Source organism: Methylobacterium sp. (assembly GCF_019745455.1).
Lineage (GTDB): Bacteria > Pseudomonadota > Alphaproteobacteria > Rhizobiales > Beijerinckiaceae > Methylobacterium.
Genome location: NZ_JAIETD010000136.1, coordinates 1 through 12,509, shown reverse-complemented (window position 1 = coordinate 12,509; position 12,509 = coordinate 1). Strand labels below are relative to the sequence as shown.

Annotated in this window: 14 protein-coding genes, 1 pseudogene and 1 riboswitch; of the genes and pseudogenes, 7 read left to right on the top strand and 8 right to left on the bottom strand. The window is 67.7% G+C overall.

Annotated elements, in window-relative coordinates:
- Window positions 1-14: 14 nt before the first annotated feature.
- Both cobW and K2Y56_RS23280 read right to left on the bottom strand, forming a co-directional pair.
- Complete coding sequence (gene cobW, locus K2Y56_RS23285; protein ID WP_292513494.1) at window positions 15-1,082, bottom strand: cobalamin biosynthesis protein CobW; 1,068 nt, start codon at window positions 1,080-1,082, stop codon at window positions 15-17.
- A gap of 1 nt (window position 1,083) precedes the next feature.
- Window positions 1,084-1,479, bottom strand: coding sequence for a DUF1636 domain-containing protein (locus K2Y56_RS23280; RefSeq protein ID WP_292513491.1), 396 nt, complete (start codon window positions 1,477-1,479; stop codon window positions 1,084-1,086).
- Between the two features lie 86 nt (window positions 1,480-1,565).
- Window positions 1,566-1,787: riboswitch (cobalamin riboswitch) on the bottom strand.
- A gap of 39 nt (window positions 1,788-1,826) precedes the next feature.
- Here K2Y56_RS23280 and cobO point away from each other — a divergent pair.
- The 3 genes from cobO to K2Y56_RS23265 are packed head-to-tail and all read left to right on the top strand — an operon-like array spanning window position 1,827 to window position 4,775.
- Entirely contained in the window at window positions 1,827-2,435 is a 609-nt protein-coding gene (gene cobO, locus K2Y56_RS23275; RefSeq protein WP_292513487.1) for a cob(I)yrinic acid a,c-diamide adenosyltransferase, read from the top strand.
- On the top strand, window positions 2,435-3,322 hold the full coding sequence (locus K2Y56_RS26615) for a DUF1289 domain-containing protein (protein ID WP_366849386.1): 888 nt from the start codon (window positions 2,435-2,437) through the stop codon (window positions 3,320-3,322). Before cobO ends, K2Y56_RS26615 begins: the two co-directional genes overlap by 1 nt.
- A 4-nt stretch (window positions 3,323-3,326) precedes the next feature.
- The gene (locus tag K2Y56_RS23265) at window positions 3,327-4,775 is read left to right on the top strand and encodes a cobyric acid synthase (RefSeq protein ID WP_292513484.1); all 1,449 of its coding nucleotides are present in this window, start codon (window positions 3,327-3,329) and stop codon (window positions 4,773-4,775) included.
- Here the strand turns inward: K2Y56_RS23265 and cobD are convergent.
- From cobD to K2Y56_RS23245, 4 genes are read right to left on the bottom strand one after another with little or no spacing between them, the layout of a single operon-like run.
- A complete protein-coding gene (gene cobD / locus K2Y56_RS23260; RefSeq protein ID WP_292513481.1) occupies window positions 4,755-5,729 on the bottom strand; it encodes a threonine-phosphate decarboxylase CobD in 975 nt (324 codons plus the stop codon). The two genes, K2Y56_RS23265 and cobD, sit on opposite strands and share 21 nt — an antisense overlap.
- A gap of 2 nt (window positions 5,730-5,731) precedes the next feature.
- Entirely contained in the window at window positions 5,732-6,673 is a 942-nt protein-coding gene (gene cbiB / locus K2Y56_RS23255) for an adenosylcobinamide-phosphate synthase CbiB (protein WP_292513478.1), read from the bottom strand.
- Window positions 6,670-7,461 (bottom strand): hypothetical protein, encoded by a 792-nt coding sequence (locus K2Y56_RS23250; protein ID WP_292513474.1) that lies wholly within the window; start codon window positions 7,459-7,461, stop codon window positions 6,670-6,672. Before K2Y56_RS23250 ends, cbiB begins: the two co-directional genes overlap by 4 nt.
- Before the next feature lie 3 nt (window positions 7,462-7,464).
- Window positions 7,465-8,046 (bottom strand): histidine phosphatase family protein, encoded by a 582-nt coding sequence (locus tag K2Y56_RS23245; protein WP_292513471.1) that lies wholly within the window; start codon window positions 8,044-8,046, stop codon window positions 7,465-7,467.
- A gap of 43 nt (window positions 8,047-8,089) precedes the next feature.
- Between K2Y56_RS23245 and cobU the strand changes: the two genes are divergently transcribed.
- From cobU to K2Y56_RS23225, 4 genes and pseudogenes are all read left to right on the top strand, one after another.
- Window positions 8,090-8,602, top strand: coding sequence for a bifunctional adenosylcobinamide kinase/adenosylcobinamide-phosphate guanylyltransferase (gene cobU, locus K2Y56_RS23240; protein WP_292513467.1), 513 nt, complete (start codon window positions 8,090-8,092; stop codon window positions 8,600-8,602).
- Window positions 8,599-9,603, top strand: a complete 1,005-nt coding sequence (gene cobT / locus K2Y56_RS23235; protein WP_292513465.1) for a nicotinate-nucleotide--dimethylbenzimidazole phosphoribosyltransferase — start codon at window positions 8,599-8,601, stop codon at window positions 9,601-9,603. The genes cobU and cobT overlap by 4 nt, the downstream gene beginning before the upstream one ends.
- A complete protein-coding gene (gene cobS, locus K2Y56_RS23230) occupies window positions 9,600-10,355 on the top strand; it encodes an adenosylcobinamide-GDP ribazoletransferase (RefSeq protein WP_292513462.1) in 756 nt (251 codons plus the stop codon). The genes cobT and cobS overlap by 4 nt, the downstream gene beginning before the upstream one ends.
- A 491-nt stretch (window positions 10,356-10,846) precedes the next feature.
- Window positions 10,847-11,152 (top strand): annotated as a pseudogene (locus K2Y56_RS23225) (transposase); the annotation flags it as partial.
- On the opposite strand, the gene K2Y56_RS26610 reads toward K2Y56_RS23225, so the two are convergent.
- Window positions 11,118-11,375 (bottom strand): ParB/Srx family N-terminal domain-containing protein, encoded by a 258-nt coding sequence (locus K2Y56_RS26610; RefSeq protein WP_366849393.1) that lies wholly within the window; start codon window positions 11,373-11,375, stop codon window positions 11,118-11,120. The pseudogene K2Y56_RS23225 and the gene K2Y56_RS26610 overlap by 35 nt on opposite strands.
- Window positions 11,376-11,596: 221 nt before the next feature.
- Window positions 11,597-12,220 (bottom strand): hypothetical protein, encoded by a 624-nt coding sequence (locus K2Y56_RS23220; protein WP_292513459.1) that lies wholly within the window; start codon window positions 12,218-12,220, stop codon window positions 11,597-11,599.
- Window positions 12,221-12,509: the final 289 nt, after the last annotated feature.

Sequence of the window (12,509 nt, the reverse complement as noted above, 5' to 3'; positions counted from 1 at the left end):
GTTGCTTTCAAACCCTATTCGGCGGCCTGCGCGTCCGGCACCAGAATACCCCGGATCGCGGCAGCGTCGACATCGTCGTGCTCTGCGATGACCACAAGCCGACCGCGTCGCCCCTCCTCGGGCTTCCAGGGGCGGTCGTACTGGTGGCGCACCCGTGCGCCCACAGCCTGCACCAGAAGGCGCATGGGCTTGCCCGAAACCGCCGCATAGCCCTTGACGCGCAGGATGTTCTGCCGCTCGGCCAGCGCGGAGATCCGCGCAACGAGCTCCGCCGGATCGGTGATCTCTGGGATGTCGATGACCACGCTGTCGAAATCGTCATGCTCGTGGTCCTCATGCCCGTCATGGTGGCTTGGGCGCGCGTCCATGTCGTCCTCGGCGGCAGCCCCGAGCCCTAGGATCACACGGGGATCGACGGCGCCCTCGGCCACCTCGATGATCGGTAGAGGGCGTGGTGCCTCGGCCTCGATCAAAGCCTTGGCCCTGGCCACGCCCTCGGGTCCGGCGAGGTCTGGCTTGGTCAGAAGCACGATGTCGGCGCAGGAGATCTGGTCCTCGAACACCTCGGAAAGCGGCGTCTCGTGGTCGATGCTCTCGTCGGCCATCCGCTGCGCGTCCACCGCCGCGACGTTGGGCGCGAAGCGTCCCGCCGCAACAGCCTCGGCATCGGCCAGCGCGATGACCCCGTCCACCGTGATCTTCGAGCGGATGCCGGGCCAGTCGAACGCCTTCAGCAGAGGCTTCGGTAGCGCAAGGCCCGAGGTCTCGATCAGAATGTGATCCGGGCGCGGATCAAGCGCCATCAGCGCCTCGATCGTCGGGATGAAATCGTCCGCCACGGTGCAGCAGATGCAGCCGTTGGCCAGTTCCACGATGTTTTCCGCCGGGCAATCGGGGATCGCGCAACCCTTCAGGATCTCGCCATCGACGCCGACATCGCCGAACTCATTGACGACGATTGCCAGCCGCTTTCCGCCGGGGTTCTTCATCAGATGCGAGATCAGCGTGGTTTTCCCCGAGCCGAGGAAGCCGGTGATGACGGTGACGGGGAGTTTCTCGAGATTGTTTTCGGGGCTGGCCATGTCAGGTCTCTCCAAGGTTGGGCGCGACAGGATCGAGCGGCGGGATGCGCGCGATGCAGTTCTTGCGGAAGTGTTCGGGGCGTTCGCGCCAAGGCACGAGACCGTCGGTCGTCGCGGCGTATTTGAGGGCGCCTTCGCGGATCGTGTCCGGATGGTCGAGTGGATCGAAGTTTCCGTAAACATAAGTCCAGCGCCCCGGTCCACGGAGCGCGATGGTGCAGCCCTGCGAACAATTCGATAGGCATTCGACCGGTGTGATGGCCACGCCATCAAGGCCCGACTCGCTCAGTCGACGAAAGAGTGTCGCACCGGGACGTTCGGCATCCTCAGACACGTCCTGTCCCTGCCGGCAGCGGGTGCAGACGAGGAGTTCCACTCGGGATGACAGGTGCGCCATGCATGCTCCCATTCGTCGGGCGGACGCGGGCACGGAGCGGATGGACGGCAAAGCTGCCGCCAGTCCGACACCGGGGCACCCCGCCCGGGTTCAGTCGTCGCGCTGGCAGGTCTCCCGGCTTACGGATGTCAGGAGGCAGTCGCCTTCCTGTCGGTCGCCCGGCCTTCCCGACCCGTCACAGGTCAGTGGCCATCGGGCGCCCTCTCCGGTCACGGTCGCGGGGGCGGCTGCGGTTCGGCCCGGACTTTCAGACCTCGCGCATTCCCTTTTCACCTGTTAGCACAGGCACCAGCATGCCCAGATGCTCAGGCCCGCCCGCCCCTGTCAAGATTAGAGGAGCTCCGCCCATGGATGACGTGACCCTTCGCCACAACGAAAAGATGAAGCGTATCAAGGCCGCGCGCGACGAAATGATGAAGACCAAGACCGAGGAAAAGGGTCTGATCATCGTGCACACCGGCGCGGGCAAGGGCAAATCGTCGTCGGGCTTCGGCATGATCATGCGCTGCATCGCCCACGGGATGCCATGCGCGGTCGTCCAGTTCATCAAGGGCAACTGGGAGACCGGCGAAAAGACCTTCCTGCGGGAGCGATTCGCGAATGAGTGCCGGTTCTTCGTCTCGGGCGAGGGCTTCACATGGGAAACGCAGGATCGCGAACGGGACGTCGCGGCGGCCCAGAACGGTTGGCGGATCGCGAAGGAACAGATCCTCGACCCCGAGATCCAATTCGTCCTACTGGACGAGATCAACATCGCGCTGCGCTACGATTACCTCGATATCGACGAGGTGGTCGATTTCCTTCTGACGCAGAAGCCGCGCATGACCCATGTCTGCCTGACAGGCCGCAACGCCAAGCCCGAACTGATCGAGGCCGCCGACCTCGTGACCGAGATGACTCTGACGAAACACCCGTTCAAGGACGGCGTGAAGGCGCAGAAGGGGGTGGAGTTCTGATGACAGCGCCGGCCCGCCGCCCTCCGGCGAGTCCCTGTATCGGCGTCTGCGTGATCGACGAGGCGAAAGGTCTTTGCACCGGCTGCGTGCGCACGCTGGACGAGATCGCCGCCTGGGGCAGTGCGAGCGAAGATCATCGCGCGGGCGTCTGGGCGGCCCTCCCCGCCCGCGCGGCGGCCATGGGCCTGTCGGTCCGGCGTCTCGACTGGCAAGGTGAGCGGCTCCCGGACGAGGTCGAGATGCGCTTCGCCGGGGCCTCTGGAACGTTCGTTGCAGGCGTCTATGGTGCGGTGGCCGAGGTCATGCGCGAAGCGGACGAACCGTTCGAGGCAAGCCGCAATGATGGCGTTCTGTCCATCAGGACAAGCCGCGCCGGATTGCGGCTGGAGGGAGCGCCCTATCTCACCGCCTTCGAGATCGCCCGGCCCGAACGTGCGCCGCTGATCGCGCTTGCCGTGCCGTTCGGGCGCGCAGGGCCCCGGGGGCCGTCGGATCTGACCGATCTTGGGCCGGACGCCGACAGCCTTCTGCCCCGTGACGCGGGCGGGCGGCGGTTCGACCTCGGCCTTGGCCGACGCGCGGCACGCTTCACGATCCGCTGCGCCGATGATCTGGCAGAGGCGATCACGCCGCATACCGGCACGCCCTGGCCCGCCTGTCTCGGCAAGATCGGGATTTCCGTTCTGACAGCCAGCCCCGTCCGCGTGATCGAGGCGCCCTGCCTGCGCGCCGAGGTCGATGCGATCATCCCGCCACCCGGCGGCACCTCACCCGACGGCCCGCACACCCACCTGCTCCCCGACCACATCGCGCAGGGATTCGATACGCCACCGACCGTGCCGCTGCCGAAGGGCTACGTGCTGTCGGCCCTTTTCTATCCCGGCTGACGCGATGCCCCGCGCGCTGATGATCCAGGGCACCGGCAGTAACGTCGGCAAGTCGCTCCTCGTTGCCGGCCTCTGTCGCGCGGCGCGCAATCGGGGCCTGTCGGTCGCGCCGTTCAAGCCGCAGAACATGTCGAATAATGCCGCAGTCACCGCCGACGGGGGCGAGATCGGGCGGGCGCAGGCGTTGCAGGCTCTGGCGGCGGGCCTGCCGCTTCATACCGACATGAACCCGGTGCTGCTGAAGCCCGAGACGGATGTGGGCGCGCAAGTGATCGTGCAGGGGCACCGGCTCACCACCGCGAAGGCGCGAGAGTACCAGCGCCTCAAGCCGCAGCTGCTGGAAAAGGTGTTGGAGAGCTTCCAGCGCCTGAAAACCGCCCATGACCTGATCCTCGTCGAGGGTGCGGGCAGTCCGGCGGAGGTCAACCTGCGCGCGGGCGATATCGCCAACATGGGCTTTGCACGGGCGGCGGACGTGCCCGTGATCCTCGCGGGCGACATCGACCGCGGCGGCGTCATCGCGCAGATCGTTGGCACCCAGTCGGTGATCGACGCAGGCGATGCGGCGATGGTCGCCGGGTTCCTCATCAACCGCTTCCGGGGCGACCCTTCCCTCTTTGATGACGGCTACCGGATGATCGAGCAGCGCACCGGCTGGCGCGGTTACGGTGTCTGCCCCTGGTTTCCCGACGCGTGGCGACTGCCCGCAGAGGACGCGCTCGACCTCTCCGCGCCGCGCCGCGAGACGGGGCTGCACATCGTCTGCCTCGCCCTCAGCCGGATCGCCAATTTCGACGATCTCGACCCCCTGGCGCAGGAGCCCGGCGTGCGGTTGACGATGCTCGGCCCCGGCCGCGCGATCCCGGGCGACGCGGATCTGGTGATTCTGCCGGGCACGAAATCGACGCGGGGCGATCTGGCCTTTCTGCGCGCGCAGGGCTGGGACGTGGACCTCGCCGCCCATGTCCGGCGCGGCGGGCATGTCCTGGGCATTTGCGGCGGCTATCAGATGCTGGGGCGCGAGGTGGCGGACCCGGAGGGCATCGAAGGTCCGGCGGGGGCCGATCCGGGGCTCGGCCTGCTCGATGTGTCGACGATCATGACACCGAAGAAGCGGCTGACCGAAGTCGCTGCGATCCACCTGGCAAGCGGCGTGGGCTTCCATGGCTACGAGATCCATATCGGCGAGACCGGCGGCCCCGACCGCGCTCGGCCCTTCGCCCATGTGGACGCTGCCCCCGAAGGCGCGGTCAGCGCAGACGGGCACATCGTGGGAAGCTACCTGCACGGCATGTTCCGTGACGACGGGTTTCGTGCGGCGTTCTTGGCAAACCTCGGCGTGGCATCCTCCGATACCGGCTACGATGCCGGAGTGGAGGAGACGCTCGACGCACTCGCTGCGCATCTCGAGGCGCATCTGGATGTGGACGGGCTACTCGCCGCCGCGCGATAGGGCTGCCTCGAGCCGCGCCCACACGGCCTCGTGCCCCGGCAGGCCGAGTCGCAGCCAGCCCGCGCTGTAGGGGAAGACCCGTGACCAGATCGTAGCACGCGCCAGTCGCGCCTGCGCGGCGACGGCATCGCCCGTCTCGTAGGTTCTGAAAAGCAGCGTGCCGCCTACCAAGCGCCAGCCCGCCCCATCGGCCAGGGCATCGAGGCGGCTTGCGTCGCGTGTCAGCCGCGCAATGGTCTTTGCCTGCCAGGCGCTGTCTGCCAATGCAACCTTCCCCGCCGCGATGGCCGGCCCGCTGACAGCCCAAGGGCCAGCGAGGGACCGGAGTGAAGTGGTGGTTTCCGGCCCGCCGAGCGCAAAGCCAAGGCGCAAGCCGGCAAGGCCGTAGAACTTGCCGAAGGACCGCAGGATGAGGACGCGCTCGCCGAGCGCCGCCAGGCGGGGTGCGAGCGACTGTTTGGGATGCGGATCGGCGAAGCTTTCATCGACGACCAGTAGCCCGACCCGATCCGCCAGGGCGGCGAGGGCCTCGGGCGTCCAGCGCCGGCCGTCCGGGTTGTTGGGATTGACGACGACGGCGAGGTCGGCCCCTGCCATGGACTCCGGCTCGGCCACCTCGCTGACCCGCCAGCCCTGGGCGGCGAGCGCCGCAGCATGTTCGTTGTAGCTCGGGGCCAGCACAGACGCGCAACCGGGGAGCCTGAGCCGCGGCACGAGCTGGATCGCCGCCTGTGCGCCCGACAGGGCCACGACATCCGCCGTCGTGCCGTAGGCTTTGGCCGCGGCCGCCTCCAGTGTCGCGACGTCCTCCGCCGTGGGCAAGGCGGTCAGCGCATGCCGGGGCAGGTCCGGCATCGGGTAGGCGACCGGGTTGATGCCGGTCGACAGATCGATCCAGTCAGACCCACCATAAACCGCCCGTGCCCGGTCAAGATCGCCGCCGTGGTCGCGCATCCTCAAAACCCACCCCATGCGAAGGCCAGCAGTATCGCACCGCACAGGACCATGGCCCTGAGATAGAGCGCAAGCGCGCGGCCCATGTCGTCCGCACCTGGATCGGGGGCGCCATCGTTCACCCAGGGCTCTTCGGCCACACGGTCGCCGTAGATCCGGGGCCCGGACAGTCGAATCCCGAGCGCGCCGGCCATCGCGGCCTCGGGCCAGCCCGCATTCGGCGAGCGATGGTGGCGCGCGTCGCGCAGCATGACGCCAAGCGCCGCATTCGGTCGCCGAGACACCAGACCGAACAACAGACCGGTGAGCCGCGCGGGGATCAGGTTCGCAACGTCGTCGAGCCGGGCCGCGACCTTGCCGAAATCCTCGTAGCGGTCATTGCGATGCCCGATCATCGAGTCGAGCGTGTTGATGGCCTTGTTGGCAACTAGCCCCGGCAGGCCCAGGACCCCCCCCCAGAAGAGCGGCGCCGTGACCCCGTCCGACGTGTTTTCGGCTAGGCTCTCGATACCGGCGCGCGCGACACCGGCGGCATCGAGCCGGGCCGGATCGCGACCGACGATCATCGCCACGGCAGCCCGCGCGGCGTCCAGATCGCCTGCCGCCAGGGGTTGGGCCACGGCGGCCACATGGGTGTAGAGCGACCGCGCGGCGATCAGCGGCCAGGCGAGGATCGCAGCGAGGATCAGGCCGATGGCTCCATGTGGCAGGGCAGACTGGATCGCGACCGCGGGGACCGTCGCTGCGGCAAGCACGACCACGACGCATACCGTTCCCATGAGACGCCGTTGCAAGACGTCGCCCCGATTGAGCCGCGCCTCAAGTCCCGCGATCAGAGCACCGATCCAGGTCACGGGATGGCCAATCCGGGCATAGACCCGATCGGGCCAGCCGAGGGCAGCGTCGATGGCAAGGGCCAGGACCATGACAGCAGCCATGCTCATGCCCGACCCCCGGTGCGGAAGCGCCGCACATGGGTTAAGCCCGCCTCCGTCAACGTCGTCTCGGCTTCGGCCGGGGCCTCGCCCGGCGCGAAGATCAGCGCCCGAGCCGACCCGGTATGCGCCCGCGCGTGACCCGAGGCGCCCAGCCTTCGGGCGATAGCTGGCGTCGGATCGTCCTGTGGACCGCGCAAGGCCGTCGTCCGCTCCGCTGAAAGGGAGGCCAGCCGCGCGGCCTCTGCAAGCTGCGGCCCCTCCGCCCATGCCGCAACGAGGTCATCCATGTGGGGAAAGGCGAGGTCCTGTGGATCGGTGCGGCACGGCGGCCCCCAGAACCCGCCGACGATCTCGGCTTCGGGCGGCAGCGGCACCTCTCGCAGGGGCCGCGCATCGCGAGGCGCCCAAAGCACGCCATCGGGACGCGCCAGCATCAAGGGATCGGTGGCCCCCTCGACGGCGAGGCAGGCCTCGGCGATCCGGTCTTCCGCCGCTCCCGCTGCCCGGGCCAGCGCCACCAGCGCGGCCGTCGACATGCCCGCGCCGCCACCGGGCAGCAGATCGGCCCGAAGTCGCACATGTCCTCGCTCCACAAGCCCGAGAGCCGACAGGAAGCGCCGGCAGCGCGCGTCATCGACCAGGTCCGCGTTCTGCTCGATCGCGAGCGCACCGGACCCGGTCACCTCTGCCTGCACCCCGGCCACCGGACAGGCGAGGGTCACCAGAGCAACCCGTCGGTCCGGACCGACGGTGCCCTGTAACCATTCTCCGAAATGCCCCGCGACGAAGACCATGGCTCAGACCGTGGCATTGACACAGACGACGGAGAAAGCGCCCGGCAAGCAACGCAGCCGTGTCACCGACAGCGGTGCTACCTCGAAAGCGAGTGCGGCAGGCACATCTTCGAGCGCAAGGGCAAGACCCGTCCGCACCGTGCCTGCATGGGCCACGACGGCGACCGGCCCGTCTTCCATCGCAATCGCGGCGAGTTCGACAAGGGCTGGCGTCACGCGTGCGGCCATCGCCGCGAAGCTCTCGCCGTCGGGTGGTGAGACCTGCGCCAGCGCCGCCCGGTCGAGCGGCCCGAGGTCCGGCACCTCCTTCGGCAGAAGGCCTTCATGCGCGCCGAAATCCTGCTCCCAGAGCCGGGCATCTTCAGGCAGCACGCGCGCCGGAAACAGCGCCTCCGCCGTCTGGCGGCACCGCAGCGCCGGGCTTGTCACGACCGATCGCACACACCTCATCGCGGCACCGAGCCGCGAGAGCGCCGCACCATCCGTCAGCCGCGCCGGCACGTCACGCCGCCCCGCCAGCCGTCCACCCGCCTCTGAGGGTGCATGCCGGATCAGGATGAGTTCCGATGGTCCGATGGGTGTCATTGAAGCCTTTCCAAACTCTGCCAAACCTGCTTTTCACGCCGTGATGACAAAGTCGATCCTGATCACCGGCGGGGCCCGGTCCGGCAAGAGCTGTTTCGCCGAGCGCGTCACGCTGTCGCTTGGGCGACCGGCGATTTACATCGCGACCGCCGAAGCACGCGATGCCGAGATGGCAGACCGTATCGCGCGGCACCAGGCGCGACGTGGACCAGAGTGGACGACACGGGCCGAGGCGTTCGCGCTCTGCGACGTCCTGCAGACAAGCGACGGCGGCCCTCCGCGGCTCGTGGATTGCCTGACGCTCTGGCTGACGAACCTGATGCTTGGCGAGCGCGACTGGGAGGCCGAGGTTGCAGCGCTCACCGATCTCGTGCCGCGGCTGACCGCGCCGGTAGTCTTCGTCACGAACGAAGTGGGCGCCGGGATCGTCCCCGAGAACGCGCTCGCGCGCGCCTTCCGGGATGCAGCGGGGCTGACCAACCAGCGGATCGCCGAGGCCTGCGACGAGCTCTGGTTCTGCGTCGCGGGCCATCCGATTAAGGTAAAGCCGCAATGACCAACCTGTCCGACCTGTCCTGCCTCGACGATCTTCTTGGTCTCGACCTGCCCGGCCCAGATACGGACGCGATAAAGGCCGCCCGCGCCCGGCAGGCACAGCTGACCAAGCCGCCGGGTTCGCTGGGACGTCTGGAGGACATGGCAGCCTTCATGGCCGGGTGGCGCGGCACCGACCGCCCGCGGATCGACAGGGCGCAGGCGCTGGTCTTCGCCGGAAACCACGGAATCTGCGCCCGGGGCGTGAACCCGTTCCCGCAGGCCGTCACCGCGCTGATGGTCGCGAATTTCGAGGCGGGGGGCGCCGCGATCAACCAGTTGGCGCGGGTTGCCGGGGCCGAGTTGACGGTCGTTCCCCTCGACCTCGACCGGCCCACGGCGGATTTCACGACCGAGCCGGCGATGTCCGAAGCCGAGTGTCTCGACGCCCTGAAGCGCGGCGCGTCGGCCGTCGATCTGGCAGCAGATGTCGTGATCCTGGGGGAGATGGGCATAGGAAATTCGACCGTGTCCGCCGCCCTCGCCCACGCTGTCTGCGGCGGCGCGCCCGAGGATTGGGTCGGGCGCGGCACCGGCAGCGATGCAGACGGGCTGGCGCTGAAAGCGCACGTGGTGGCCGAAGGCGTGGCCCGCCATGCGGGCCTTGCGCCGCTGCACATGCTCGCAGCCCTCGGCGGACGCGAGCAGGCCGCCCTTTGCGGCGCCGTGATCGCGGCGCGGCTCGCGCGCATCCCGGTGCTGCTCGACGGCTACATCTGCACGGCGGCTGTCGCGCCGCTCCACGGCGCGAAACCTTCCTTGCTCGATCACTGCCTCGTCGCGCATCGCAGCGCCGAGCCGGGCCATGCGCGGCTCTGCGCCGCGATGGGCCAGGACCCGGTTCTGGACCTCGGCATGGCGCTTGGCGAGGGCCCCGGCGCGGCGCTGGCGCTTGGCGTGCTGCGCGGCGCGCTGGCCTGCCATGACGGGATGGCCACCTTCGCCGAGGCGGGCATCGGATGACGCCTCTGCGCCGGCGCTTCGACGAGGCACGGCTGGCCTTCATGCTGCTGACGCGCCTGCCTGTCGGCAAGCTGCGCGATCCCGCGCCGAGCCTCGCCGAAGCGCAATGGGCCTATCCGCTCGTAGGGCTGGTTGTCGGCACCGTAACGTGGGCGGTCCTGCACGGCGCTATCGCCATAGGCATTGGACCCGACGCCGCAGCTCTTGCAGCCATCGCTGCAACTATTCTTGTCACTGGGGGTCTGCACCAGGATGGTCTTGCCGATTTCGTCGACGGTATCGGTGGGGGCCGTGATCGGACGCATTGCCTCGAGATCATGCGCGACAGCCGGATCGGCAGCTATGGCGTCGTGGCCCTCATCCTCGCGGTTGGCACAAGCGCGGCGGCCTTGGGCGACATCGCCGGCTATCTGACGCTGGCTACCGCCCTGACGATCGCGGTTTCCTCCCGGCTTGCCATGCTCGCTGTTCTTCTGGCGCTGCCGGCGGCGCGTGGTGACGGGCTTGGCTTTTCCGCGGCTGCTGGCTTGCGCATGGCATGGGTTCCCGGAGCAATGCTTGTCACGGGTTTGACGCTGACGATGGGCTGGTCCGCGCTTGTGGTGATCATCACAGCAGCGGTCGCGACGTGCATCATCGCGGTATTGGCGGTACGCCATATTGGCGGACAGACAGGCGATGTCCTGGGAGCTGTTCAGGCGGTATCTGAGGCGCTCGCCTGGCTCGCCTTGTCAGCGGCCCTCTCGCCGTAGCTCCGTCTCGGTCGCCCTGATTATGTCGTCGCCGCAGACTTTTCGTCGGTCAATGCTCTTTGCGTATTGATACTCTGTTGTGTTCTCTGGGAACTTGGCGTTTCGGCAAAGTTCAGAGGAAGGCTGGTGGCCGCGGGATAGGCAGCATCTGTCGTCTCTTGCCTGTGTCACCTTGGAGCCGCGGGGTCGATGCTGCCATCCTCGTGCAGGACGAGCCGGCCGGCGGCCTTCGCCTGTCTCGGATCGCGCCGCGCGACAGCCCGACATGGGCGGCGTACTGGCGCTCACTCATGCCCTGCATCGCCAGCTCCGATTATCATTCAAAGTCAGGTGCTTATCGAGTTGATAAGCCGTGCGCTCGGAGATGCCGTAATGGGCGAGTCGCTCCCGGACCCGGCGTTGCGATGTGTGGTCTGCCATGAGGTGGCTATCGTCCTGTCACGGCCGACCGTCCCGGTCGGCGGCAGCGATCCGAACGGGAGGACGAGACCATGGATCATTTTGTCGGTATCGACGTGTCGCTCGAAAGCTGCGCCGTCTGCGTTGTGAACCAGTCCGGCGCCGTGGTGCGCGAGGCGAAGGTCGTCTGCGAACCCGAGCCGCTGATCGCGTTCCTTCTCGACCTTAACCTGGATATCGTGTTCGTCGGTCTGGAAGCCGGACCTCTTTCGCAGTGGCTGCACCGGCATCTGCGCGAGGCTGGCTTAGAGGCGGTCCTGATGGAGACCCGCCAGGTGAAGGGCGCGCTGAAAGCCATGCCGATCAAGACCGACCGGCGCGACGCGCTCGGCATCGCCCATCCGACCAGCCCCGCGCCACCAGGCACGGGACCCGCGTCCATCCAATCTTCTCGGCGGCGAGCAAACGTCCATGTCCGGCGATGACGCCGCCGTCCGGATCGACGAGGATCGGCACCGTCCACCCGTAGGTCTCCATGGAGCGGACGATCTGATCGACCTGCTCGGGCGAGTGCGTGCGGCTGTTGCGGGCGTAGGGAACGAGAACCGCGAGCGGGCGCATCTCCGCCGCCTCGACCGCGGGTCCGAAAATCCCGCGCTCAGGCTGCGATGCGTCCTTGGGCATGCGTTCTCCCACCCAAACCAAATGCAAAATCGAAAGAGCGAAAAACGCTCAAAAGGCGGGCTGCCGCCGCACCGCGGCTCAGCGCGCCCAGGAAGGACCCGCGCGTTGCATGAATGTAACGCTGTCTCGCATGCGCAACACTGAGGCGCGCATCGCGATCACTTCGGCATCAGGCGCGCCAGGCGTTTCTCGATCTCGTCCATGACGATGCTGCGCGCGAGGCGCTGGAACGTCTGCGCCGTGCGGCCGATGGTCAGCTCTTTCGGCAACGACGGACCGTAGATCTTGCGCATGCCTTTCTTGCCGGCGACGCGCTGCATGAGCGGACCGCGCTGTGGATGAACGAAGGATCGCACGAAGCCGCGTTTCTTCATCCACATTGTCGCCGAGACGCCGGTGTCGTTCATGCCTGGCAGCACGCCGAAACGCCCGCTTCCATCCCGTTTCTGCAGTCGCCAGTGCTCTTTGGCGGACCACCGGAGCGCCAGGCGCTTCGAGCGGCTCGCCTTGTGCGGGAATTCCGACAGGGGCAGGCCCTTGCCCGAGGCCTCGATCGTGTAAGTCAGCGCACTGGCGTCGCGCCAGCCGCGGGTGTTGGCGACGATCGTCCCGTAGCGCTTGACGCTGGTCTGTTCCTTCAACGCGCGACGCACCGGCGTGCGCAGCTTCTCGCCACCACGTGCGAGGCCGCGCGCCATCTCCTGGCGGGCATTCGCGCTCATCATGTCGATCGCGGCGCCGAAGCGGGCGAAGATCGCGTCTGTCCTGATCTCGATGCGCATGACAGACCTTCCTAATTCCCCACTTCTCGCCTGCGACGCCCTGCGACCAAACACGCCATCACACAATCGTTTTAGCCGTTGATGATCGCGGCGGATTACGCATGTATCGACCTAACGAACGGAGGCGATCATGCAGACTTCAGCGCGCAGGGCGACGGACAACAGCAAGGCGGTTGCCGCCTTCATCGCCAAAAAGGCGGAGATCGACGCAATGCTTGCCCGATTGACTGCGCTCAGCGAGGATCATTTCAATGTCGATGTTGAAACGCTGAACTGGGGTCACGTCGGC